The sequence below is a fragment of the Acidicapsa acidisoli genome, assembly GCF_025685625.1.
Lineage (GTDB): Bacteria > Acidobacteriota > Terriglobia > Terriglobales > Acidobacteriaceae > Acidicapsa > Acidicapsa acidisoli.
Map to the genome: position 1 here is coordinate 695,435 of NZ_JAGSYI010000004.1, position 24,500 is coordinate 719,934.

At 54.5% G+C, this 24,500-nt stretch carries 18 protein-coding genes and 1 pseudogene; 10 read left to right on the top strand and 9 right to left on the bottom strand.

Annotation, left to right across the window (positions count from 1 at the left end; translation table 11 throughout):
• The first annotated feature begins 327 nt into the window (after window positions 1–327).
• The 5 genes from OHL23_RS24760 to OHL23_RS24780 all read left to right on the top strand — a co-directional run bounded on the left by OHL23_RS24760 (window position 328) and on the right by OHL23_RS24780 (window position 9,259).
• A complete protein-coding gene (locus OHL23_RS24760) occupies window positions 328–3,657 on the top strand; it encodes a carboxypeptidase regulatory-like domain-containing protein (protein ID WP_263354709.1) in 3,330 nt (1,109 codons plus the stop codon).
• Between the two features lie 222 nt (window positions 3,658–3,879).
• Entirely contained in the window at window positions 3,880–4,116 is a 237-nt protein-coding gene (locus OHL23_RS29035) for a LacI family DNA-binding transcriptional regulator (RefSeq protein WP_263354804.1), read from the top strand.
• Window positions 4,117–4,236: 120 nt separating this feature from the next.
• Complete coding sequence (locus OHL23_RS24770) at window positions 4,237–5,805, top strand: hypothetical protein (protein WP_263354710.1); 1,569 nt, start codon at window positions 4,237–4,239, stop codon at window positions 5,803–5,805.
• A 44-nt stretch (window positions 5,806–5,849) separates the two neighbouring features.
• Window positions 5,850–7,346, top strand: a complete 1,497-nt coding sequence (locus OHL23_RS24775) for a glucosidase family protein (protein ID WP_263354711.1) — start codon at window positions 5,850–5,852, stop codon at window positions 7,344–7,346.
• Window positions 7,347–7,969: 623 nt separating this feature from the next.
• Window positions 7,970–9,259 carry an amylo-alpha-1,6-glucosidase gene (locus tag OHL23_RS24780; protein ID WP_263354712.1) on the top strand — a complete coding sequence of 430 codons (1,290 nt, stop codon included), beginning with the start codon at window positions 7,970–7,972 and terminating at the stop codon, window positions 9,257–9,259.
• A gap of 1 nt (window position 9,260) precedes the next feature.
• Here OHL23_RS24780 and OHL23_RS24785 read toward each other — a convergent pair whose 3' ends face one another.
• Entirely contained in the window at window positions 9,261–9,971 is a 711-nt protein-coding gene (locus OHL23_RS24785) for a transposase (RefSeq protein ID WP_396127414.1), read from the bottom strand.
• 17 nt (window positions 9,972–9,988) lie between these two features.
• A pseudogene (locus OHL23_RS29040) lies at window positions 9,989–10,063 on the bottom strand (hypothetical protein); the annotation flags it as partial.
• A 364-nt stretch (window positions 10,064–10,427) separates the two neighbouring features.
• On the opposite strand from OHL23_RS29040, the gene OHL23_RS24790 reads away from it, so the two are divergent.
• The gene (locus OHL23_RS24790; RefSeq protein WP_263354714.1) at window positions 10,428–10,898 is read left to right on the top strand and encodes a lipocalin-like domain-containing protein; all 471 of its coding nucleotides are present in this window, start codon (window positions 10,428–10,430) and stop codon (window positions 10,896–10,898) included.
• A gap of 540 nt (window positions 10,899–11,438) precedes the next feature.
• On the opposite strand, the gene OHL23_RS24795 is transcribed toward OHL23_RS24790, so the two are convergent.
• Window positions 11,439–12,239, bottom strand: coding sequence for a hypothetical protein (locus OHL23_RS24795; protein WP_263354715.1), 801 nt, complete (start codon window positions 12,237–12,239; stop codon window positions 11,439–11,441).
• Between the two features lie 297 nt (window positions 12,240–12,536).
• Between OHL23_RS24795 and OHL23_RS29045 the strand changes: the two genes are divergently transcribed.
• The 3 genes from OHL23_RS29045 (at window position 12,537) to OHL23_RS24805 (ending at window position 14,949) form a co-directional block, all read left to right on the top strand.
• Window positions 12,537–12,785 (top strand): transcriptional regulator, encoded by a 249-nt coding sequence (locus tag OHL23_RS29045; protein WP_396127415.1) that lies wholly within the window; start codon window positions 12,537–12,539, stop codon window positions 12,783–12,785.
• Window positions 12,736–13,341, top strand: coding sequence for a hypothetical protein (locus tag OHL23_RS24800; RefSeq protein ID WP_263354716.1), 606 nt, complete (start codon window positions 12,736–12,738; stop codon window positions 13,339–13,341). Before OHL23_RS29045 ends, OHL23_RS24800 begins: the two co-directional genes overlap by 50 nt.
• Window positions 13,342–13,629: 288 nt before the next feature.
• Window positions 13,630–14,949, top strand: coding sequence for a TolB-like translocation protein (locus OHL23_RS24805; protein WP_263354717.1), 1,320 nt, complete (start codon window positions 13,630–13,632; stop codon window positions 14,947–14,949).
• A gap of 408 nt (window positions 14,950–15,357) precedes the next feature.
• On the opposite strand, the gene OHL23_RS24810 is transcribed toward OHL23_RS24805, so the two are convergent.
• Entirely contained in the window at window positions 15,358–16,833 is a 1,476-nt protein-coding gene (locus OHL23_RS24810; protein WP_263354718.1) for a DHA2 family efflux MFS transporter permease subunit, read from the bottom strand.
• Between the two features lie 290 nt (window positions 16,834–17,123).
• On the opposite strand from OHL23_RS24810, the gene OHL23_RS24815 reads away from it, so the two are divergent.
• Window positions 17,124–17,516, top strand: a complete 393-nt coding sequence (locus OHL23_RS24815) for a hypothetical protein (RefSeq protein WP_263354719.1) — start codon at window positions 17,124–17,126, stop codon at window positions 17,514–17,516.
• Window positions 17,517–17,963: 447 nt separating this feature from the next.
• On the opposite strand, the gene OHL23_RS24820 is transcribed toward OHL23_RS24815, so the two are convergent.
• The 5 genes from OHL23_RS24820 to OHL23_RS24840 all read right to left on the bottom strand — a co-directional run bounded on the left by OHL23_RS24820 (window position 17,964) and on the right by OHL23_RS24840 (window position 24,345).
• The gene (locus tag OHL23_RS24820; RefSeq protein WP_263354720.1) at window positions 17,964–18,980 is read right to left on the bottom strand and encodes a glutamine synthetase; all 1,017 of its coding nucleotides are present in this window, start codon (window positions 18,978–18,980) and stop codon (window positions 17,964–17,966) included.
• A 100-nt stretch (window positions 18,981–19,080) separates the two neighbouring features.
• Complete coding sequence (locus tag OHL23_RS24825) at window positions 19,081–20,055, bottom strand: serine/threonine-protein kinase (protein ID WP_263354721.1); 975 nt, start codon at window positions 20,053–20,055, stop codon at window positions 19,081–19,083.
• 142 nt (window positions 20,056–20,197) lie between these two features.
• Window positions 20,198–21,001, bottom strand: coding sequence for a PP2C family protein-serine/threonine phosphatase (locus OHL23_RS24830; protein WP_263354722.1), 804 nt, complete (start codon window positions 20,999–21,001; stop codon window positions 20,198–20,200).
• 166 nt (window positions 21,002–21,167) lie between these two features.
• Window positions 21,168–22,946, bottom strand: coding sequence for an APC family permease (locus tag OHL23_RS24835; protein ID WP_263354723.1), 1,779 nt, complete (start codon window positions 22,944–22,946; stop codon window positions 21,168–21,170).
• 145 nt (window positions 22,947–23,091) lie between these two features.
• Complete coding sequence (locus OHL23_RS24840; RefSeq protein ID WP_263354724.1) at window positions 23,092–24,345, bottom strand: porin; 1,254 nt, start codon at window positions 24,343–24,345, stop codon at window positions 23,092–23,094.
• Window positions 24,346–24,500: the final 155 nt, after the last annotated feature.

The window sequence follows — 24,500 nt, forward strand, 5'->3', positions numbered from 1 at the left end:
CCTTGGTCTCTGGTCGATCAGATCCGAGCGCTTAAGGGCAATTTCGAGCAATAAAGAGTACTTTTTCGGCCTTGACCGGTGTGCCTCCGACCCCAAAAACATGTAACGGGCCGCGTAACGTTGATGAAACGTCCGCACTAGACGCGTGTAACACGCACGTATCAGATTTCCGTATCCCTCCGTAACTAGCCTGCGTCACTTGCTTTCTCTAGGGTTGCGAACGTTGGTGAGGAGCCACTTGGCCGTCGTCCTGACAAAAATGGGCGAACAACCTAAGACCAAAACAGAGCCAATGAAGCGACCGGGAAGCAAGCAGTAGGAGGCCGTATGAGATTTGCAATTGCCCAACGTAGAAGAGCCGCCAGACATGGGCGGCTAGGCAACTTCACAGTCAAATTGTTCATATTCGTTTGTCTGCTGACTACCATTCATTTCGCCACAGCTCAAGGCGTGAGCGGGCGTATCGTCGGAACAGTCGTGGACCAGAGTAATGCAGCCGTCTCCAATGCCACCATTACGGTGACCAATCCAGACACGGCAAGCACCTCGAAAGTTCTCACCAACTCCAGCGGCGAATACAGGGTCGACAATCTGCCTCCCGGAAACTATCAAGTCACGTTGGAGGCCCAGGGCTTCCGTATGGTCGTCTCCAAGGGAAATATCGTCACGGTAGACGATGCAACCGTAGTCGACTTCACGGCCCAAGTCGGCTCCACGACTCAGTCTGTCGTCGTCTCAAGCGCCAGCCCGCTTGTCGACACGACGAGTTCCTCGCTCGGCGAAGTGGAAAGCGAGCAGGAAATATCCAGCCTGCCCCTCAACGGCCGAATATTTTCCCAGTTTGTACAAACTGTTCCCGGATCTGTCGCTTCGGGCTTCGGAGAGGCGCCGGAAGCAGCAGCCGGCGCGGGCGCTACCGGAGCAATCTCAGCCAGTGTGAATGGGATGCCCTGGGGTGGCACAACCTATACGCTGGACGGCGTAAACAATATGGAGTTATTGAACGCCTTCATTAACGTGACACCCCCGCTGGACTCTCTCCAGGAGATCAAAATCTCGACCAACAACGCCGAGGCGACGGTCGGCACATATGGCGGCGCGCAGGTGAACGCATTCATCAAATCCGGCACCAATTCGTTTCATGGCTCCGCATATGAGTTCTACCGCGGCGATTCTTTGAACGCATACCAATGGCGGGCCAGCAGCAAAGCTCCATACCGCGCCAATCAATTCGGCGGATCTCTGGGCGGCCCGATCCTCAGGAACAAGGCATTCTTTTTCGTGGATTATCAAGGACTGCTACTCCAGAACGGAATCAGTTACATCCTGACAGTGCCAACAGATCTTATGAAACAGGGAACATTTCTGAAGAGTCAATTCCCTGACCCGATCTACGATCCAACGACTCAAAGCCCATTCCCGACCGTGGCAACACCCCAGGGCGACGCATGGCAGATCCCGGCCTCGCGCTTCGATCCCGTCTCGGCAAACATGGTTGCAGGCAGTACGATCTGGCCTACGGCAAGCGATCAGAACAGTACCAGCAATAACTTCAAGGCCAACACAACCGAGCCCGATGACAACCATCAATTCGATGCGAAGGTCGACTATCAGCTTTCCAACGGAGATCGCCTCTTTGCTCGAGAGTCTTACCAGCGACGCGATCTGTCCGCTCCATCACCAGGAACAAGATTTATCCAGGTTGGGGACGTCAATGCAATGACTAGGGATCACAATGCTGCCGTCGGATACAACCACACGTTTTCTCCCAGTCTGGTGAATGAACTGAGATTTGGTTTCAACCGGTTTTTCACCAAGGATTTCGGGAACGACCTCGGGACGAATGAGAATACGGCGCTGGGAATTCCGAACGGTAACGATGCTGCATTCGGAGCCACCGGCATCGGAAATTTTCAGGTCGGCAACATCGCCAACACCGGGTCACAGGGCTGGACGAACTCTCATCGGATCAGCAACTCCTTTCAGATCACGGATAACCTCACGAAAGTCCACGGCCGACATACCTTTACCTTTGGGGAAGACTACCGCAGACTGCAGGCCTCGCTGACAAATTCCGATGACAACAAGAATGGCGACTTCACTTACATCTCCGACTACACAAGCAGTTGCACGATGCAACCTACTTGTTCGAATGCCGTAGGCGGCAACCAGTTTGCCAGCTTTTTGCTTGGCCTTCCCTCTTATCTGGATCGCGGCTACGTTGCCACCGATCCGGCGACCCGCGCAACGCTGCTTGGCGTTTACGGGCAAGACCAGTACAGAGTGACAAAGAACCTGACCTTGAACCTTGCCCTTCGCTGGGATCTGATTACGCCGGCGATCGACAAAGAGAATCATCAATCGAATTTCGATCTTACCAACGGTGTCCTGGATTTCGCCACATCAGGCAATCGGGGACCGAATGTTGACAATTATTACGGAGGCTATTCACCGAGAGTGGGATTTGCATACTCCCCCAACAATGGAGACACCACCATTAGTGGTGCCTTCGGAATCACACACTTTCCAGGCAACTTCGGCGCCATGGGCGGATTTCTCGAAAGGAACTTCCCCTTCTTCGAGGTCTTCACCAATCCCGCGCCGCTTCGAGACGTTCCCCTCGCGCCTCTGAGCGTCAACGGCCTTCCGACCTATATTCCGACTCCAACGAACGCCCCGGTGCAGTCGCCGCCGGGAGTAGCGGTCGAACTCATGGCGAGAAACATGCAGCCTGACGTGGCGAACGCATGGAACTTCGGAGTTCAGCAAAAGCTCTCTGCGTCAACCGCATTCAGTCTCGCCTACATAGGAACCAAGGGCTCGCATCTATTCCGCAGATGGAATCTCAATACTCCCCCTCCGGGAGATACTCCTTTCAACTCGCGCCTTCCGTATCAATACTTCAACTCGCTTGGCGAGCAATACGCGACCAGCATCGGCTACGGAGACCCGGACGGTTCCTCCATCTACCATGCGCTGCAAGCGGAATTCAAGATGAACAACTTTCACGGGCTACAAGGACGGCTTGCTTACACATGGTCCAAGGAAATCGACGATATGAATCTTTGGTGGCCGCTGGACGATAAGTTCAATCGCGGAGAAGGCACAAACCAGGCTCCTGATACTCCACAGAATTTCATTGCCAGCTTCCTTTATCAGCTGCCCTTCGGCAGAGGCCAACAATGGCTCTCCAACGCCTCCCGTCCTGCAGAAATACTGCTCGGCGGTTGGCAGGTGAGCACGATCACCAAACTTCAATCCGGCAACGCGCTCACCTTCAATGCCGCATACGACAATCTGGGCAGCGGCGTTACAAACAGGGCTAATGTCACCTGCCCAACTGTGAGGAAAATCGGCTCCGTATCGGAATGGTTTGATACCAGATGCTTTACAACTCCAGGCCCACTTCAACTCGGCAACTCCGGAGTAGGCAAAGTGCGCGGACCTGGCTATTACAACTCCGACTTCTCTTTGTCTAAGTCAGAAAACATCCACGAACAAATGAGTGTCAAAGTCCAGGTGGATGCATTCAATCTTTCCAATACACCTCACTATTCCAACCCGGACACCAACCTTTCCGACTCAAACTTCGGTCAGATTGGCGGGACAAACGGTTCTCCGCGTGAAATACAGCTCGGCGTACATTTCACGTTCTAGCATCACTCTGCATCTCGTGTTGCCGGCGCTCCTCAGTATTTTGAAGAGTGCCGGCAATCTGCGCCGCGGAAGACATTTCTTCGAATGCGTAGAGCGAGGAGTGTATACCGAATGTCTACGACGGATGAGAGACAGACAGATCGGAATATGAGCCCCCTCATTTCGAGTTACGACGAGATAGGGATAGACGCTCTCGCTGAACTGAATACCGAGTCTTGCACAATGAAAGACGTAGCCAGGCTGGCAGGGGTTTCGACAGCGACTGTGTCGCGGGTCACAAATGGCGCGAGCAACGTGTCCTGTAGCGCAAGAACAAAGGTCCTGGCCGCCATTTCAACATTGAATTATCGCCCAAATGCGCATGCGGCAGAATTAGGCCGTGCGAACGCCGGCATCCGAAGAAACCGCGATCTTTCCATGTCCATTCCGACCCGGCGCGAAGGGAGAGCGGATCTCTAATCCAGAACTGGACGCGCAGGATCAGGTGAATCACATGGAAGGGTTGTATTTATTGGAGGAAAGAGCATCTCCGATGACGAGTTGTAATAGCTGGAAACAAGCATGGAGAGGAATCAAAGAATGTTGGATCGGAGACACTTTCTGACAGGGGTCGCGGCGACTGCAATTTCGTCTGGGGCACATGGTCTTGCACTCAATACAATTTCACCGAACAAGCGGGGAGAAAATCTTGTTCCTCAGGAGCCAGCCAATACTCCGAATTACTGGTGCACCTGGGCTGCACAAAACTACATGTACGGCCATCATCTTCCAGCATTGGACCCTAAGATACTCGAAAGCGATTCCGGTAGCAATCTAGCTCACAAATTTATGACAGAAGATATTCTCTTCGGAGAGCAAGGCTGGGCCGCAAAGTTCTTCCCGAGGATTCGAAAGGATGTATATTTCCTTCTCGATGATGGTTGGCAGGCCGGAGGGACAGCAACCTTTGAGCTTGATACTAAGAAGTTTCCATCATTTACCGGATCGTCGGCCGACCGGCTGAGAAAGCTGAACGATGCAATTCAGAAGGCTGGATGGCGCGGAACAGCATTATGGTGCCGTAACACCCCCGGAGGAGATGCAGATCATCGTCTTGAGAATGTGAGCCAGTCTGCCGGTATCGGATATTGGAAAGTTGACATCGGAGATCCCACATTCCATCTCGTTCGCCTCCGCGATGAAACGCATATCCCGCTGACATTGGAGCATGTAAATGGTGAGTTGCCTATCAATGGCGACTGGCAAAAAGATGGACGATTCGGACCTCAAGCCTGGGATTCAAGACGAATGAGAATCCTGCAAAATACAGATGTATATCGGACCTATGATGTGACATCCATTCTGTCGCTGCCCACAACCATCGACCGGTTGGCCGAGATGCTGAAAGGCTCCGAGGGACACCGCGATATTCGCGGGCTCCTGAATGTCGAAGATGAGGTGTATCTCGCTGCTGCGATGGGATGCACCATGGGCATATTGCGTCATCCACTTTACGGGATGAGGCCGGGACAGGATGTAGATTTATTCTTCAACGGTCCCAGACTGGCCAAGAGACGCATGGATGAAGTTGTTCGCGCACTGCGCTGGCAGCGGATTGCCCCTCCCTTTTCGCCGGGAATGGGATCAGTCACAGTCAGCAAAGAGATCTTGATCGATAGCTGGACCTTCGAGCGAGGTCAAACGTGGCAGAACGAAATCGTTGGGGCCACAGTGCGGCAAGGCGCGCCGGCAAGCATCGCTCGCAACATCAACCTGCCTGACGTACACGCTGAGGGCGAAAGGCCGTTCGTATTTGCAACAAGGTTTCCGAACGGGGCCGTCGCAGTGGCAGCCCAGGAAAGGACTACGAACGGTCGTGCATGGTATATGCCTACCTGCGACGTGACGCTGACGGTAGCGGATGCGCCCGGACCCTACGGGATATTCGGCAACTTTCGAAGCCTTACGCTGAGTTTCGACAATACCATGCAAAACAAACAAGTCATAGCACAAGATCTCGCAGGCGAGGAATCGGTTAACATCTCGAATGCAGTGCAGCGACAAGGGAATAGTGTATCTATATCGGGAGAGATCATACGAAGAATCGGCCTTCAGAAGGCGACACCCGGCGATTTATCCTCACCAGGGTTAGTCGTTGCTGTTCGCTGAGATGCAATCCTGCTGTCAAAGGCATTCAAATAGAAAAGGTATCGATGACCATACACAACAGTACACATTGGTTCTGCCTTTTGTTATTGATCGCTGTTCTTGGGTGGGCGTCGTTCAGTCCTGCGCAAGATGCGCCGGTCTCCTCAAAGCTGGAGTTCGAGTCGTCCGACCCCGCTCTCCAGCAGGCCTTTCGATGGGCGAAAGCCCAGGCGCTCGCGTATGCCCATCCTGAATCTGAGTCCATCGGCGCATGGTACGAAGCTGCACTGCCAGGAAGAGACTCTTTCTGCATGAGAGATGTGTCACACCAGACGACAGGCGCCGCGGCGCTGGGGCTCTATTCCGCAAATCACAACATGCTCAAGCGCTTCGCAGCCTCCCTTGCACCGGAACGCGACTGGGCTGGATATTGGGAGATCGACCGCCTCGGGCGCCCTTCCGCAGCCGACTACATTAGCGACAGTGACTTCTGGTACAACCTGCCCGCGAACTTCGATCTTCTCGATGCAGTCGTGCGTATGTGGAGATGGACAGGCGATGACTCTTACTGGAAGGACCTAGAATTCGAACGGTTCTTTCAGGCGACGGCGAACTCTTACATCTCGACATGGCAGTTGCAACCTGGCCGCGTTCTATCAAGGCCGCGCATCATGAACCGTCGTTTACAAAATGGCGAGTTCGTGAACTCAAGGGGAATTCCCAGTTATACCGAGGGGCGGAAAGATTTCAATGTCGGTTCCGATCTACTGGCGGCGGAATACCGCGCTCTTCAGTCGTTGCAGCAGATAGCCGTGGAGCGTCATCAACCGGATGATGCGAAGAGGCTTCAGGTTACAGCCGACGCTGTCGAGCAATTGATTGAACAAAGGGCATGGTCTGGGAGGGAAGGCCACTTTCATGGCTTCTTCTCGGAAGATGGTAGCTCGTTTGGCTCCGGCGACGCAATGCTGCTCTACTTCAACGCGGTGCGTCGCCCGGAGCATCTTCGAGGAGCACTGGACTTCATCGCGTCACCGGAGTATTGGCAGCCTGTCAATATAGAGGAGGAGAGCTATCTTCCACTTGCTCTCTATCGCTACGGAAGAAGCGCAGATGCATATCGCATATTGCTTGACCTGAGCAATCCTGACAAAAAGCGGCGCGAGTATCCCGAGGTTTCCTACGCGGTTATAGCTGCGATTGTCAGCGGGATGATGGGGCTTGAGCCCTCCGAGGAAATAGGGAACGATACAATTCAAACTCTTTCACAACTCCACGATGGACCCGACTTCGCCGAGCTAAGGGGTGTTGCGATCAAACATAATATTGTAGATCTGAGGCATGTTGGTACATCCAGCAGTACCCTCACCAATCGATCTGGTCCGCCGCTTCAGTGGAAAGCCAGTTTTCCGGGAATCGCAGCGAGTCTCAAGGTGAACGGCAAATGGATGCGAGCACAGCACTTTTCTTCCCTGGCAGGAATGACCATCAGCTGGGTTACCATAACTGTTCCTCCTGGAAGTACTTCAGTGGTTGTACGCGACGTAATCGGAAAGCAGTAAGTCGGCCATAGCCTGAATGACGGATCCGCCTATACATCTTTTGAAGGCTCTAGAATGAATCTCTGAATCCGAAGGGGTGGAGAATGTCAGACAGGAATCTGTGCTGGAGGCCGTTGAATTGTAGTTCGCAAAAATTTTCATCTCATCTGTATGCCGGCCATCTTGCAAAAATTGGGCGGTTGGCTTGGATGCAGTTAGCGATCTTATGTCTTGGCTTGATGGCTCACGCCGCAGAGGGTCCTTATGCCTATACAGGCGCAATTGAACTGGACCTGCGACAAACTCCCTTCAGCAGGTTTGGCTCATATCTCAGCATCTCAGACTTAAGCCGCTATCCTGAGCCCCTTCGGCGACAAGGGCTCTTTCTTCGAACCCTTCACGGAGGCGGAGCAAACGCTTTCGAACTGCAACTTGTGCACAATGGAAGTACAGTTCCATTTCATACAACTGCTACGCCAACTAGGCTGAAGTTAGCTTCAGATGCCGGGTATGTCGAGATTTGCTTCCAAGGCCCGCGCCGGCTCCGAGTAAGGGGCAAACGCGTTGGGCTTCGTCTTTCCGCGCGCGAGGACGCCTGGGCTGTCCCCTATCCAGCCTCAAGGTGGGAAGTTAATACAAGTGAGATGAAATATACTTTGTGGCCTCTCGCCGGATTGTTGGACAAGGATGTGAAAAGAGGCGAAGGCGGGCACAGCAATCTGACGATGACGTTCGGTGCTGCTCTCAGCTCGGACATCTTCGAAGCAGAAATCGACGCCTACACCAGTGTGTGGCAATCGCATAAGGCGAAAGGAACCTTTGACGAGGCTGAGGAAGTTGAGCGCGAGGAATACAACGCCTGGCTGAAGAAAATGCCGGATGTCGACGCTACGTTTGGTCACGGCGCTGAAGTGGCAGCTTACGTTAATTGGGAAAGCGTCGTGGAACCCAGTGGAAATCTGAAGCGGCCAACCATGCTCATGTCCAAGAACTGGATGTCTTCAGTCTGGTCCTGGGATCAAACATTCAATAGCATGGCCATGACCTTGAAGGATCCCGAGTTAGGCTGGGACCAGTTCATGCTTCCAATCGATGTGCAGGATAAAAATGGCGCATTTCCCGATAAATGGGATGCGGATACGATGGCATGGGAGTTCTCAAAGCCTCCGGTCCATGGATGGGCGCTCGCGTGGATGCTCCGGCACCATCGCTTTGAAGACCGGACGCATCTACAACAAGTGTACGAACCACTTGTGAAGTGGACCAACTGGTACTTTGATTATCGAGACTCCAATAGAAATGGCCTGCCCGAATACCGGCATGGAAACGAGTCAGGGTGGGATAACTCCACAGCGATGCGAAACGACGGTCCCTTCGAAACACCTGACCTCAGCGCATATCTCGTATTGCAGATGGAGACGCTTTCGATGGTTGCGGAGCGGTTAGGCAAGCCTGCGGACGCGCGAGAATGGAAAGCCAGATCAGAGCATCTGCTCCAGGCCATGCTGGCACGTTTCTGGAGAAATGACAGATTCGTCGCGTTCCGCGCCAACGATGGAAGTGAGATTGATTCCAACAGCCTGCTTCTATCGATGCCTATCATCCTCGGCCATCGCCTGCCCGCAAACGTGAGAAATCAGATGCTAAAAAGCCTGGCCAGCAGAAGCGCTTATCGGACACAGTTCGGTCTCGCATCCGAGCCGCCATTGAGTTCCTACTACACACCGGACGGATACTGGCGAGGCCCCATCTGGGCGCCCAGCACGATGATCATTTCGGAAGGACTGGATGATGCCGGAGAACACGAATTCGCCAGATCCCTTCGGGAAGAATTCTGTCGAATGGCACAGGAAAACGGCATGGCCGAGAACTTCAATGCCCTCACCGGAGAAGCATTGCGCGATCCTGCATACACTTGGACCTCAAGTGTCTAGCTCATTTTTGCGAACCAGCTTTATTCCAATTCTCAACGTCCCCATCTTGCGAAGTGACTGCACTTACAACTTCTCGTGCAATCTGTTTCGACCTTTCAGCATGAAAATGGAAGAGTGGCAAGCATTCGCATTCACGGATTTGGCGGATCAAATGTCTGAGCATCATGAGCAGGCAGGCTAGTTGGACGAAACCGAGGAAATTCTCGAGATGGTATTTCCATCGGGTGACGAGGCGGCGGAAGTTATGTATCCAGGCAAAGAGCCGTTCGACCTTCCAGCGTCTGCGATAGCGGCGCAATTGGCGGCCATCCTGGGCACTGTGTCTTCTCCTTCGCCGGTTGGGAGCGATCATTTCAACGTCGTATTCGGTGGCGGGTTTTTCATTGAGCCGGTCCGAGTCGTAGACTTTGTCGCCGGTGAGCCTTGCGGGGAGTTGGTCGAGGAAGCTGGCGGCCAGAACGTCTTCCATAAGCTGGCACTCGGCTGGCGAAGCGCTGTCGACAGATACGGCGAGAGGAAGACTGTTGCCCGCGGCGAGGGCGATGATCTTAGTGCCCTTGCCGCTGCGGGTGGGACCGACGGCAAAGCCCCCTTTTTGGCACTCGCGAAGGTGGCATCCACGAAGACCTCTTCCAGGTTGAGCTTGCCTTGCGCGGGCAGATGTGCCGCCAGCAGCTTCAACGCTTGTTCCAGTTTGCCGCTGCGTATCCACTGCTGGAAGCGGCGGTGGCAGGTCTGGAACGGCGGATACTTCTCTGGGAGTTCGCGCCATTGTGCTCCGGGTGCCCAGCACCCACAACACACCGTTCAACACCGCCCGTGTGTCATGCCACGACCGGCCACGATCGTCCGCTCGTCGCGCCCGACGCAACACCAGCTCGAGAATCAACCATTGTTCACCGGTTAACTCCCAGCGTCCGGCCATCGGCTCGTTCGCGAGATCACTCAGAGCAATAACAGAATGAACCAGTTTCGCCTGTCAAAGGTTTATGAGACTGGTTCTAGTCCGTCGCACCGAAATCTACCCGCCGCTTTTGGCGAGGAGACGCAGATAGTAGCTGATTTCACCAAGTGAAGATTGTTGCTTGAACCTCGCAATGTACTGCTGTCTGCAACGTTGCGTGGAGTTGCAACGCCGCTCTCCGGCTGTTGAGATATTATCTGTGGCATGATGACTGTAGATGCGAATCTCGGATTGCAGACAAGAGGGCAGGAATGCTTCAAAGAGTTCCTCGGTTCGTGGAGTCTTGTCTCCTTCGAGCATGTCCTGTCAACCGGTGAGGTGTTGAAACCCTTCGGCGATGCTCCCCTAGGCTCAATCCTGTATCAGGCAGACGGCCACATGTCGGCCCAGGTGTCGGCCCTGAATCGCCCAGAGCTCTCCAGCGATGATCCCCTTGAGGCGAGTGTCGACGAGGTATCCGATGCCTGGCGATCATACCTTGGTTACTGGGGATCTTACAGAGTCTTTGCTGAAAGGCGCGTCGTCGTGCACCGCGTGGAGGGCAGTTCGTTTCCGAACTGGGTGGGAACGGAACAAATCCGACATTTCCATTTCGATGAGAGCAATCGATTGATCCTCGAAACGCACTCGCTTGTCGGGCATTTCAAACTGACCTGGCAGAAAAGAGCCGATTGAAATCCGGTCCTCCCCGGTTGCGCCTTGGGTGTGGGTTGAAAACGCCTCCGTGCCTCCAAAGCTTTTCTCGTAGAGATTTCTCGGTCCGCATACGGGCTGGCTGCTCACGACCCTCACGTCAATGAAGGTGCGTTTAAATCTCGCTAGAAATTCGTTCCGCCGGCTGAACGAATGTGTTGGCGTGAGTGCACCATTCGAGAGCCGGTTCTCCGTGAAGCCATTTGAGCAGATGAGTTGATGCCCAAGAAATATCGAACGGGAGCTGCAACAAAAAAGCAACTCCCGTCTCGATGGCACTTATGATCTGTGGACTTCACTTTGAGGTTGGTGGCGCCTCTCCAGAGATTCCCCTGTTTGAGGTTGCGAGATCGATCGTCACGCACGCTCGATCCGAAGAGGGTGCCCTTCTGTCGAGCAACGATCCAGGCAGACGAGCCGCTGATCCAGGAGATGAAGAAGCTAGTCCAAGACCCGCGGTAGGTGGGCTCGGCGACGGCGAACGACAACCTTTTCGCGAGACGCATCTATTTCATGCCGTGGCTAATCGTCCTCAAGGCGGCGCGTCAAACGGATTGCGGTCCCGCTGAAGACCCGACCGGGATCGGTGTCAATCCAGTCAAACCTGCTCCCCTCCGGAGTGATCAAAAAATTGTAGTGAGCGCCGTCCGTGGCGACTACTGACCCTATGCAGTCAGAGTTCACTGTATAGGGTCCAATCTTCGTGGCTGGGGAGATCACGCCGTTCACGCTTACCGTGTAGGGGTTAACGAAGGTCCCATTTCCATCGTAGGCGATCCGCCCGACCGCGGTGATGGGTCCAACACCCACGATAGTGCCCGTCGCGCGTGACATATAGTTTCCGTGCAGTGTTTTGTTCCCCAGCGGGCATAATGCACCGGTTTCTTCCTCGTCTTCAAGACGGCTCGTCAAACGGATTGCGGTCCCGCTGACGACCCAGCCGGGAACGATAGCAATCCAGTCAAACCTGCCCCCATCCGGAGTGATCACAAAATTGTAGTGAGCGCCGTCCGTGGCGATTACGGAACCTGTGCAGTCGGAGTTTACCGTATAGGCACCGATCTCTATGGTTGCGGAGATCACGCCGTTCACGCTTACCGTGTGGGGGTTAACGACGTTCCCCTTTCCATCGAAGACGCTCCGCCCGACCACGGTGATGGACCCGACATTCACGATAGTGCCCGTTGCGCGTGACATGTAGTTCCCGTGTAGTGTTTCGTTCCCCAGCGAGCATAATGCGTCCTCATCGGCCGCCTTCAGAGCTTGGGGCGCCACCGCAAAGGTGACTGCAGAGAGCGCAAAAATTACCAGACGTCTAGTCATGATTGAAATCCCTCCTCGTGCGCAGATTTCTCCTTTGAAATAACTGTGCTTTGCTTGTTCCAACCCAGAGTTCTGATCGGGTCGCAGGAGGTACTTTTGCCGATCGTGATCCACGCATCAAGAATCCTTGTGGTGGTTTTTGGGTTACTGTGCAAGCTGCAGGCTTCTAACGCCTTACTGACGCCGGTTACCATCTGTTGTTCTTTGGTGGCTAAGGCGTGACGGACTTGCTGTCCGTTCTAGGCCTGATTCTGTATGCAAGACTGGCCCGGCCCGAGCCGCAACATCAGATTCCGTATGTTCGAGGTCGACCTCCGGCAAGGTGAGCTGCGCCGGTCAGGCTTGCGGCAGAGGCTCGGACCGCAACCCTTCGAACTACTGCGGAAGCTGCTGGAGCGGCCCGGCAAGCTAATCACCCGAGACGAGTTGCGACAGCGACTGTGGCACGAGAATACGTTTGTTGATTTCGAGCTAGGCCTGAAGAAGTGCGTGAATCGTGTTCGCGAGGTACTGGGCGATTCCGCGGATCATCCTCGCTATTATTGAGACGCTGCCGCGGCGTGGTTACCGGTTTATCGCGCCACTCGAGCCGATTGATGGGGCGGGTCCGCTCAAAGGTACGCCTCGAACCAGAGACGAAGCAACGTTCGAAGTGCAGGATGGCCGAAGAGCCGAGATCCGCGCAGAGGCGGAAGCGATGCTGGCGCAGCCGGCCGGCGGTGCTCTGCTCGATCCGCCGGCTACGGACCTACCCGGTGAATCGAGCGTTACGCGTCTGCGCGATATCGGGGAAGCACGGGTGGCGATACAGAATGCCTGGAAAGAGCCGCCGGCGGTCTCCGTGGCGTCGCTCAAGCGCCGGTCAATCGTTTGGCCCGCGATCGCCGGTGTGCTGCTTCTCTCTATCGCCGTGCTGCTCGTTCGTGAATGGGTTTCGAGCTCGGAACACGTCATCGCGACTCCTGTCCGAACGACGCTGGAATTGACTCCCGCCGAGCATTTGACCAACGATCGCATGGGCCGTCCCCACCACGCCGCAATGGCCTTCTCTCCCGATGGCGAGGTGCTGGTCTTCGCCGGCACGGTCGGGACGACAAGATAGCTCTACAAACGGCCGCTCGATCAGGCCGAAGCGGTACCGATTCCCGGAACGGAGGGTGGCGATGGCCGTTCTTTTCTCCCGATGGGAAATGGCTTGGCTTCTACTCCGATAACAGCTTGAAAAAAGTCTCTACCAGCGGTGGTCCAGCCGTACCAATCTGTAAACTCGAAAACCCCTTAATGGGGAGCGACGTGGGGCGCAGACGACTCAATCGTCTTTGCGGAATACGGCCTAAAACAGGTTTCCGCACAATGGGGTGAGCCGAAGATCCTTTTGGAGACCAACAAAATGGACTGGGGGTACGCTTCGCCGGAGTTCTTACCCGATGGCAGGACTCTGCTTTTTACAAACGTGCAAGATTGGAATTGGGATGATGCCGAAATTCTGGCCCTTCCAAACGGTGGCTCACCGCGGTTCCTGCTGAAGGGCGGCGCGAACCCCGTTTACGCCTCAGCCGGCTACCTCCTCTATATGCTGAGTGGCGCTCTGCTGGCCGCACCGTTCGATGCGCGCCATCTGGAACTGACAGGGCCCGGGGTGCCAATCCTGGACGGAGTCATGCAGGCGGTTGGCACACCAAATAGTGACTATGAATCAGGCATTGGTCAATTTGCCGTTTCCCGCCTGGGCACTCTGGTCTATGCAGACGGCGGGATTTACCCGCCGTACACCGGATCGATGGTTCGCCTGGATCGGAGTGGTGCGGCCGTCGATCTCCACTTCAACGACGTCGCCTTTGGCTTGAGGCTTTCTCCCGACGACCGGCGGCTGGTGGCTACAAAACGGGCCACTAACAGTCGCACCGTGAATGTTGAGCTATATGATCTCGAACGAGGAACCTCCACGCCGCTGACGTCGGATGGCGCCTCCGGTTGGCCGATATGGTCGGTCGATGGACAACCGGTCCTGTTTACGGTAGGGTCCAGGATCGACTCCGTTGCGGCGGACGGAGGTGGCGCGCGAGAGATCGTCTTCAACAAGGGAAGTGATGGAGCCACACCTGCAAGTTGGTCGCGTGACGGCAGGTGGCTGGCCATTCTCCTGAGTATGGCGAGAACCCAAATCCTGGTCCGCCCCATGGCGGAGAAAGGAGAGCCGCGGATTTTCCTGGAGTCTGGATCTAACACATCTGGAAGCTTCCGGATATTCGACCCTGAATTCTCCCCTGATAGTAAGTGGATCACGTACACCTCCAGCGAAACCGGCGCCCTCGAAGTCTACGTCCAGGCCTTCCCTGGCCCTGGAGAAAAACACCGTATTTCCCCGAACGGGTGCATGAATCCCGCTTGGGCGCCGAGCGGCCGCGAATTATTCTATCTGGAGCCGGCCATGCCGGGAGACTTGCGTCGCGGATCAAAAATGATGGCGGTGGATATCGACGATCGCGCCTCTTTTCGCGCCAGCGCTCCGCATGAGTTGTTCGCCGTTAGAGATGGATTGCCCAGATGGTCCCTAGAAACGATTCCAGTACGCAGCTACGACGTCTATCCCGATGGCCGGCACTTCATAGCATCGCTTCTTGAACACCAAACCGACCCGCAGGTCGCACAATTGAACGTTGTGCTGAACTGGTTTGACGAACTGAAGCGCCGCGTTCCGACTCGATAGTTAAAACCAGCCCATCAATTTTTGCCTGCGGTTGGCTGCCCCTGCGCACCTCTCCGTCAAGATACAGGGTTACATCGTGTGCCGGGCCGCCCGCAGCCTTCCATCTCAACCATCCGCACCGGAAGGGTCCTGTGAAACGCAACAGCTGTGTACGCGAAAACAACCTCTTCCGAACCGCCTCACCTGTCGCGCAGGCCTGCAAGATGGAATACCGACTTGCATGGATCGATGCCAGCCTTATCAATCTCCATGGACCGCCTCCTCGTTCACCTCTTATAACCCCCGGGTTAAGGCGGCGGACTATACCATTAGTTGGATCCCATAGACCGATCAAGTTGCGCAAAATCGCCGATTCACTCATCCGCTGTGTGACCTGAAGTCGACTTGAGGAGGCCTGTACAGCCTGATTTAGCGCCGCTCTTCAAGCAAATGAGCCACCCGTTCCGTGCTTACTCGCGCCCAGGCTGTGTTCGACGCAAAGCCGATAGCCAATACCACCGCACCGCACGCTGTCATCACCCACCAGATTGCATGCGTCGCTGTGGAGAAGTCCATACCATGCACATGGCTTGCTGCCACCACCGTTCCCGATATTGCCACCCCCAGAGCTGCGCCCACCTGCCGGCTGGTCGATGCAATGGCCGCTGCGACGCCCGCTTGCGACAGCGGCATTCCGGCTACTGCGCTGTTCGTGATGGCAGGATTCACCATGCCCAGCCCTACGCCGAAGAGCGCGTATACCGCCAGCAGCCAGCCCACCGGTGTTTGTTGATTCAGACTGGTCAGCATCGCCGTGCTGACCAGAAATCCCATGCCGGCAGCCAGCAGGGAAGGCTGTGGGCCGTAGCGTCCAACCAGCCGTCCTGACAATGGCGCACATACAATCATTGTTACCGCCAGCGGCAGTGTGAACAGCCCTGTATGAAAAGCGGAAAATCCACGCACCTGCTGCAGATACAGCGCGTTTAGAAAAAGAAAACCGGCAAAGCAGGAGAAGGCGCTCGGCCCCAATACTGTGGCACTGGAGAAGGGCACGCTGCGGAAGAAGCGCAGATCCAGCATCGGCTGGTTTCGCCGCTGCTCATACAGCACGAACGTCAAAAGAGCCAGGAACGCGGTTACAAAGAGACCCAGGATCAACTTTGAGTCCCAGCCGGCGTGCGGTCCTTCAATAACACCCCACGTCAGCGTTGCCAGCCCGATCAGCACCAGTGCCTGTCCCACCGGATCTAAGGCCCGCGGACGCGCCGCCTTCGACTCCGGCACAAACCGAGCTGCCAGGAGCGCCGCTATAATCCCAATCGGCACATTGATCCAGAAGATCGATCGCCATCCAATCGTCTCCGTCAGTGCCCCGCCGATCAGTGGCCCAATTCCCAGCGAGACGCCTGCCACCGCGCCCCAGATGCCCACCGCCCGCGCGCGCGCTTTCGGATCCGGAAATGCATTCGCAATAATCGACAGCGCCACGGGGTTCAGCATCGATGCTCCCAAGCCCTGCAGCGCTCGGAACCCGATTAGCTGTTCAATCGTTCCCGACTGACTACACAGCAGCGAGCCGAGCGTGAACACACCCAGCCCGATTTGAAATACCCTCCGGCGCCCGAAGCGATCCGACATCGAACCCGCCAGCATCAGGAAGCTCGCTACCACAAGCGTATAGGCGTCGAGAATCCACTGCAGCCCAGCCAGATGAGCATGCAAGTCTTTCTGGATCGAGGGCAGCGCGACGTTGACAATCGTCACGTCCATGCCCACGATCAACAGGCTCGTGCAGCAGATCGCCAGGATCAGGTTCCGATGCGTAGTATGCTTTGCGGGAGCAACAGCGGCAGTGCTCCCGGTGCCTGCAGTAGGAAAAGATCGGTTCTCAGTCTTCGGCAAGATATCTCCACTAACAAGAGATGCACTCCGCGTCGCGGAGATGAAAAAAGCTCCGCATGGTCCTTCCCCCTTTTGAAATCCTGTCGGCTATACCGCGCATCCCCCAAGCTCCACTCGTACTTTCAATCCAATGCATAATATGAACTCGTCGGCACTCGATGAGTGCCTTGGACTGATAGTGTTAACCACGGATATTGCCGTGACGGGGCGGGGCCGTTGCGGGCTTACAGAGACTGATCCGTTGGCGATGCCCCCGGTTACGCCGGGCCAAGAATTGTCGTCTAAAAACTATGCCGAACCAAACCGTAACACGCACCGTCGAATCGAATTCTGAGCCGATCGAGATCTACAACGTTCTGGCCCAAGTCAGCAACATTCCTAAGTGGGCGCCAGTCTTTGCCGACGCCATTGAACAAATCGATGACGCGCATTACAGCGTCACAAAAAACGGCGAAATCTTCAACTTGGAAGTCTTCTTGCATCCGTCTGCTGGCACCGTGGATTACATCCGAGAGATGCCCAACAACAAGCGCGGCGGTGCTTACATCCGCGTAATACCACGTCCGCTCGGCGGAAGCGCCATCAGCATAACCGTGCCCATAGGTCCCAATACGAATGAATCCGACGTCGCAAGGACTCTTGAGCAGGAACTCGCAGACTTAATCCGACTTGCGCGAGCTTGATGGCGCAGGCAGCAGTGACGCGAAGGGCACATTGAGGCGGATCACCAGCTGCAATGACTGCGGCGGCGCATTGTAGGTAGGTGGCGCTAGCATGCTCTCGTCAAAACGAGCACAGAACTGCAGCGCCATCTTCTGCATATCATTGAAGCGGTGAAAACGTCCGCGCATTCGACTCAGGATAAGTCACGTCTTCGTCTAGAGTTCGAAGCTCGCCTTATACTTCCGGGTGCACGCCTCTTCTGAATCTGCCTCGATAATCCCGCCTAAATAACCTACATCTGATAATCGAAACTTATGTAAAGTAAAATTCACTATTGCTGATGTCCAGAACCCTCGCATGAGGGCGGAGAGCAAATTTCTATCTTGGTTAGAATTCAGGTATTGTTCGCTCATCCTGAGGCCTGTTTGAGCTAGGACGAGCGAACAAGGTGATGGAATAGTCGTGGATCAAGGCTTCGGGACACTATTAATCGTCTTCAGAATGCGCGAAACAATCTGATAAGGATCTCCCTCTGAGTTAGGTCGGCGATCTTCCAAGTAACCCTTATAGCCGTTCTTGATGAAATTGATAGGCATCCGGATCGAAGCGCCACGATCAGAAAGACCATAGCTGAACTTGTCGATCGCTTGTGTTTCGTGATGGCCTGTCAGGCGCAGGTGGTTATCCGGTCCGTATACGGCGATGTGCTCGGCAACGTTTTCGGAGAATGAACCCATCAGGGATTCGAAGTACTCTTTGCCTCCGACCTCGCGAAGGTACTTGGTCGAGAAGTTAGTGTGCATGCCAGACCCGTTCCAGTCACCCTTGATGGGCTTGCAGTGCAATTCGACATCCACTTCGTATTTTTCGCAAAGACGCATCATCAAATAGCGAGCGGTCCAGAGATCATCTGCGGCTTTCGCCGAGCCTTTGGCAAAGATCTGAAATTCCCATTGCCCCTTCGCGACTTCCGCGTTGATGCCTTCATGATTAATGCCCGCTGCAAGACAGAGTTCTAGATGCTCTTCAACGATTTGACGGGCCAAGCTTCCCATATATTTGTAGCCAACACCGCAGTAGTAGGGAAACTGGGGAATGCTGGGGTGGCCGTCTTTCGGAAATCCGAGAGGGCGACCATCTTTGAAAAGAAAGTACTCCTGTTCAAAGCCAACCCAGAGATCAGGGTCATTCTCAATCGTCGCGCGTGCGTTAGTAGAGTGCGGAGTGCCATCGGCGTGAAGAACTTCGCTCAAGACGATATACGCGTTCTTACGGCTCGCGTCAGGATACAGAGCCACCGGCTTCAATACGCAGTCTGAACTCTTGCCCTCGGCCTGCATCGTCGAACTGCCGTCAAAGCCCCAATTGGGCAGGTCAGCAAGGGTAGGTGGAGTCTCAAATTCCTTGAGAAGCGTTTTCCCGCGCAGACCCGGAACGGGCGTCTTGCCGTCAAGCCAGACGTACTCCAGTTTGTACTTTGACATAAATCTCCTCTGTGATTGTGAAGGGAATCTACACCCTCTAAGCCTAGGATTCGAGACATAAAGAACCCATGAAGATTTAGGAAGACATCCCACCGACTGCTCAGCGGTGATGAGCCAGAAGATACATCAGCAAGAGAAGCGCAACGGGAATCATCGCCAATCCGCCGTAGTAGACCATCTTTCGAGAGAGGTGAGATTTCCGCTTGCTCCAATCTGTCACTTCCGCGCGGTCTGCGACTCCGACTTGATCCAGGTGTTGCAGGTCCCGTCCAAACTCGTGCGCATTCGGGTACCGATTGGTAGGTTCGCGTTCCAGAGCGCGATATATAACCTCCTGCAGTTCAAGGCTGATGGACGGGTCTGCGATCCGCGGCGGGATAGGGTGGTTTATCAGGCGGTCATTCATAACAGCCAATGGCGATGGGCCGGAAAAGGGAGTTTTGGCGGTCAGCATCTCGTAGAGGATCACCCCCATTGCATAGATGTCTGACCGGCGATCGCCACGCTTGCCCTTGACCTGCTCTGGAGAAATGTAATCCGGAGTTCCGAGAGCAGCCGTGAAATTAGCATAAGTCAGGCGCTTCGCCGAAGAATCGCCTGCAATTCCAAAATCGATAAGCTTGATGTTGTCATCCTCGTCCACCATGATGTTCTCCGGCTTCAAGTCGCGGTGGACGATGCCGTTGGCATGAATGTACTCCAACGCCTCCAGAATGCCGACTGCAATGCGGATGGCGCGATCATGCGGCAGTCTCGATTCCGAGAGAATTTTGCGCAGTGGGCGGCCGTCGCACCACTCCATGACCATGTAAATGCGCGATCGCTTCTCACCGCCGAATACGCGCATAACCTTCGGATGATTAAGCTTTTCTCCAATGTCCGCTTCACGCTTAAATCGATCGAATAGAAGAACGTCGGCTTCCATGTCTGGATGTGGAATCTTTAGCGCAACTACGCGGTTATCGCGCACATCAAGGGCGCGAAATATGGATGCCATTCCACTACGGGCCACCGGTGACTCGATGCGGTAGGAATCAATCTGCGAACCGATTTCAATCGTGTCGTGTAAACCCATTCGATCTCATGCCCCAAGCTCTCTTCAATGTATCGGAAAAAATGGTTTTAGCCGCGCCCCACTTGCCAAGCGCCCGATGTCAATCCTGCCTGCCATCTCTCATCAGCTTTCCTTGGAATATCTTCAGGAAACTCCGATCTCGTCAGGATGGAAGGAAATAGGGACGACCACGATACATTCCCACTTTCTCTACCGAACAAACGCGGATAACCATGGCGGTAGTATTGTCGGAGCCGTCACTTTCCACAGCGGTCGCCACCAGTTCGCGAGCAATCTCGTCCATATCCTTTGTTTGACAAACGATGCTCGCGATCGCCCCTTCCTCCATTCTCCCATGAAGACCATCCGAACAAAGTACGAGAGTGTCTCCGGCCATCACCGAAAGAGCCGTTGTGTCAACCGGGATGAATAGTTCCGGTCCAAGCGAACGAATGAGAATGTGCCGCGACTCCGACACAGCCATTTCCTTCGCGGTAATCAAACCCAGCTTTCTCTGCTCGTTAACCCAGGTATGATCCTGAGTGACAAAGTGGACCATGCCATCGCGGATTAGATAACATCGAGAATCGCCGACGTGGGAAACGACAGCTTGATCATAGCGAAGAGCACAAAGCACAAGCGTTGTAGCAATCTTTTTGCCGCGGCGATCCGGAGTCAGCGTCACATCATGGACAGCAGAATTTGCGTGTTGTACAAGTCTGGGCAACAGACTCACCAGGAGAGTTCCTTCCTGTGCTTTGGCGAATCCTTCGGTGACTGTGGCAATCGCCGTAGCCGACGCTACTTCCCCAAACTCATAACCACCTAAGCCGTCGGCCACAGCAAACAAATAGCCATGAGATCGCAATTGTTGGCGCGAAACGGGGACGAAGGAGCCCATCGCGTCTTCATTGTTCGTTCTTACTTTGCCGGGATCGGTTGCTTGGCCAAAGATAACATCCAACATGGGCTCTGACACCTGAAACAAATTCCGATTCACAATCAGTGAGGCGCTGAACAGCCTGAGAATGTCGCTCTTAAAGAATCACAGGGTGATCCCTCTCAACTCCGCCCCGAACAAAGAGAATGAGAGGTCCACCCGATGATTGCTTTGGATCAGCCTTAAAAAGGGGTCACCTTGATTCGAGAAGCACAGTTTTTCCTTTGACCTTGGAAGAGCGAATGAAATAAATCGCTCCGTAAATGCCCCAGATCGCGGAGATTCCCAATGCCAGCAGCGGTTCCTTTGAAGTTCCGTAACCCATGAATGGACCAATCAGATAAAACGCCATGCAGACCAGATTTGCAATTAGACCGAAACCCGGAATAAGCAGGTGTCTGACTACGCTGTAGTCGGGGCGCTTGTTGAAGGCTACGATGCAAAGGAAACAACTGAGCGCATACAGAATAAATGTGCCGAAGTTGGAGGTGAGTGTAATGGTGAGCAGAGAATTGGGAAGCGCCGCCAACGTATCGTGGTTGGAGTAACCAAAGCTGGAGAAGATGCCATGAGGCAATGCGGCAATGGTCGCGTCCGTCGGTGCGCTGCCGTCGGCAAAGACCAACGAGACCGCCAAAACTCCGAGCACCGCGGAAATGACGGCCAGAGTCCAGATCGCACTGCGAGGCGTCAGAGACTCAGCATGGAGAATCCCAAAATGTTCCGGCGCCTCATTATCCTTGCCCATCGCATAGGTCACTCGCGCGCCAGTGTTCATGCACGACAGTGTTGTACCGATTAATGCCAGGAAGACGGTGATTGCCTCGCCCAGCATAAAATACTTGCCGTGTCCCTGGCCGAGAAGCGCGTCGCCGACCATGATCATCATGTCGCCTATCGGAGCTGCCGAGCCAGCAGCGCTCTGCATCGTGTAACCGGAATTGAGGAAGTAGTTAGCCGCGAAATACTCTATCAGGTAACACATCAGTCCTTGAATCAAAAGCGAAGCAATGACCGCGATGGGAATGTGCTTCGTCGGGTTCAGAGCCTCCCCTCCCATCGAAGTCACCGATTCGAATCCCACCAGGATCAGAATGGCCACCGTAGCCTGTATGAATACCCAACTGAAACTGTGCGGAGACACTACAGAAGCTGCAGTTCCGTGTGTAAGAAAATTACCGGTGCTGTCTTTTTCAGGATAAGTGACCACATAAGGTAGGGGTTTACCTGCAGTATCAAGCAGCGGTTGAGGCGTTCCGCTGCCATCTCGGATCGTTGTGCCGTCTTTCGGGTTGGTGGCAAACTGGTAGGTGTAAGTGGACAGTGTTTGCGCGTCATACTGGAAGCCGGTGCTGCCAGATGGATGATTGACGCGGTAGCCAAGAGCCAACACGCTGAATACCAAAAGCGCTGAGATCTGAACAACATTGATAGCCAGATTGACCGCTGTTGATGCGCCAGCACCTTTCTGAGCGATCCACGCGACGAAAAACGAGAAGATGACTGCTACAAGAGCCATAAAGACTGGCCCAGGATTGGAACCGCTAATGAAGTTTGGATACAAGAATCCGACCACGTATCCAACGAATATTCCGGTAGTGGCAACCATCACTCCGGGATATACCCAGTAATAGAGGTGTGAGCCCCAGCCTACGATGAACTTGGCAACGCGGGCATACTTGAATGCCTTGTCTTTCGACAGCAACGCTTGTTCGGCGTAATAGTAGCTTGAACCTGTGCCCGGATAAAGCTTCGAAATCTCCGCGTAAGCAACGGCCGTCGCAAGGCAAAGCAGGAGGGCCAGAAAGATACCCCACCACATGGCCGGCGCAGTTGTTGGTGTGCCGGTTGTTGCCTGGATAAAGAAGGTTAGCCAAAGGAAAGCGCCAGGAGCGATAAGCGCCATTGCGTTGCTGGTAAGCCCTGTAAGGCCCAGCGTGGCCTTCATCTCGGGTGCTTTTTGTTCTGCCATGAGCATTCTCCTGAAATTCGAAGTTTGAAGGGCTGGTCCCGGCGAATTGCTATCCGGGAAACTCGTCGGATCCGCCCGCTTCTTTCGAAATCAAACCGGGCCGATAAGAAATACCTGTTGTTGGAAGTGAGCGGATGAGCAGGCGTTAACGCTTGGGCCCGAAGAAGGCCACAAAGCCAGCTGTAACAGTCGTCTGGCCCTTTACGCCTCCACTGGCGGAGTCGTTCGGAAGAACCGTGACGATATCATTACCCTTATGGAAGAAAGGTTCCGATGACCAGTCATGTCGGACTTCCAGTCGTGCCAGAAGACCCTCCACCCACTTGTATTCGTAGGTTCCAGTAACTTCCTGCACATCCTGGCTGACGCCTGTTGCAAATCCATTCGGGTCTGTGAAGTATTCGTAACGTGCGGCAAAAGCAACTTTCGCGGTGACCTGATCCTTAGCGCCAAAAGCAACACCCTGCCAATGCTTCAAGATGGTGTCGCCAACACCGGCAACGATCGAATCCTGGTTCAGTCCGTAGTCATAATTGACGAGGAAGTTGAACTTCCCCGCCAGCGTAGTCAAAAAGGTAGTGTCGATCAAATTACGGTAGCCATTCTGAGTGTTGGCATTTTCGGGCCCCGTATAGAAGTTCACGTTCCAGGAATATTTGGGCTTGACGTAAGCGCTGGTTATACCCACAGTCACCCCTCCGTTGTTCTTGGTGACGTTGTTCCAGCCATTCACTAATTGGAGACCCGCCGTCCAAGTCTTGGTCACCGGAAGAGAGGAACGAAGCCCAAAGTGGAAATATGGAATGGCCAAAGTGAAGAGGAGACCGCGAGAATAATTCCAGTCATCCTTTGACTCGATGACTTCAGCACCTGCTGAGGTCACAAACTTGCCGAAGTCCATTTCCAAGCCTTTGGCCTTGATTGGCTTGAAGCTGAGAAACGCCTGTTCGAGATAGTTGCCCTCTCCACCTGAGTTGGGCCCAGGAGCGTTGATCAGAGTATTGGTACGTCCGTAAAGAAAGTCGATATGGGCGCCAACGGGATCTGGATCATGATTTATAGAGAGTTTAGCTGCGCTCAGACTAAATTGGTCCGTCTTGTCATTAAAGTCATACAGATCGTTCACTTGCCCGTTGGCGGCGTCGCTTGGACGGTTTGCATTGTAACTGTAGTAGCCATCAATTAACCCGGTGATGTCCATTGGCCCCACGCTCCAGGTTGGAGCTGCTGGCGCGGCATCGGCCGGAGCGGCTGGTGCTTGTGTTGTAGGCGGAGCAGTCGCAGGTGCGGATGCCGGGGCTGAAGCAGCCGGAGTTGTCGTTTGTGCCGATGCCATGAATGCCATGCTCATAACGACTCCAATTCCCCACTGCAACACGCGAGTCAAATTCAAATTCATAAAAGTGATTCCTCCCGAAAGGTCATGAAGTGCGGATTGCGAGGTGCGCGTTCAACGAAAAGGTGAGACAGAGCTGAACATCGTAGATATGTCAACTGCACTTGTTGAACTGTCCGGTCTTCGCGGTCAAACTGAAGCGCAGAAACGCCCGCAGG

Excerpts from the sequence above, each read along its gene's own strand:
- OHL23_RS24760 (WP_263354709.1), top strand. The coding sequence starts at position 328 with ATGAGATTTGCAATTGCCCAACGTAGAAGAGCCGCCAGACATGGGCGG.
- OHL23_RS24830 (WP_263354722.1), bottom strand. The coding sequence starts at position 21,001 with ATGTTGGATGTTATCTTTGGCCAAGCAACCGATCCCGGCAAAGTAAGA.
- OHL23_RS24770 (WP_263354710.1), top strand. The coding sequence starts at position 4,237 with ATGTTGGATCGGAGACACTTTCTGACAGGGGTCGCGGCGACTGCAATT.
- OHL23_RS24795 (WP_263354715.1), bottom strand. The coding sequence starts at position 12,239 with ATGACTAGACGTCTGGTAATTTTTGCGCTCTCTGCAGTCACCTTTGCG.
- OHL23_RS24825 (WP_263354721.1), bottom strand. The coding sequence starts at position 20,055 with ATGGGTTTACACGACACGATTGAAATCGGTTCGCAGATTGATTCCTAC.
- OHL23_RS24840 (WP_263354724.1), bottom strand. The coding sequence starts at position 24,345 with ATGAATTTGAATTTGACTCGCGTGTTGCAGTGGGGAATTGGAGTCGTT.
- OHL23_RS24805 (WP_263354717.1), top strand. The coding sequence starts at position 13,630 with ATGGACTGGGGGTACGCTTCGCCGGAGTTCTTACCCGATGGCAGGACT.
- OHL23_RS24790 (WP_263354714.1), top strand. The coding sequence starts at position 10,428 with ATGATGACTGTAGATGCGAATCTCGGATTGCAGACAAGAGGGCAGGAA.
- OHL23_RS29035 (WP_263354804.1), top strand. The coding sequence starts at position 3,880 with ATGAAAGACGTAGCCAGGCTGGCAGGGGTTTCGACAGCGACTGTGTCG.
- OHL23_RS24820 (WP_263354720.1), bottom strand. The coding sequence starts at position 18,980 with ATGTCAAAGTACAAACTGGAGTACGTCTGGCTTGACGGCAAGACGCCC.
- OHL23_RS24815 (WP_263354719.1), top strand. The coding sequence starts at position 17,124 with ATGCCGAACCAAACCGTAACACGCACCGTCGAATCGAATTCTGAGCCG.
- OHL23_RS24780 (WP_263354712.1), top strand. The coding sequence starts at position 7,970 with ATGAAATATACTTTGTGGCCTCTCGCCGGATTGTTGGACAAGGATGTG.
- OHL23_RS24835 (WP_263354723.1), bottom strand. The coding sequence starts at position 22,946 with ATGGCAGAACAAAAAGCACCCGAGATGAAGGCCACGCTGGGCCTTACA.
- OHL23_RS29045 (WP_396127415.1), top strand. The coding sequence starts at position 12,537 with ATGTTCGAGGTCGACCTCCGGCAAGGTGAGCTGCGCCGGTCAGGCTTG.
- OHL23_RS24775 (WP_263354711.1), top strand. The coding sequence starts at position 5,850 with ATGACCATACACAACAGTACACATTGGTTCTGCCTTTTGTTATTGATC.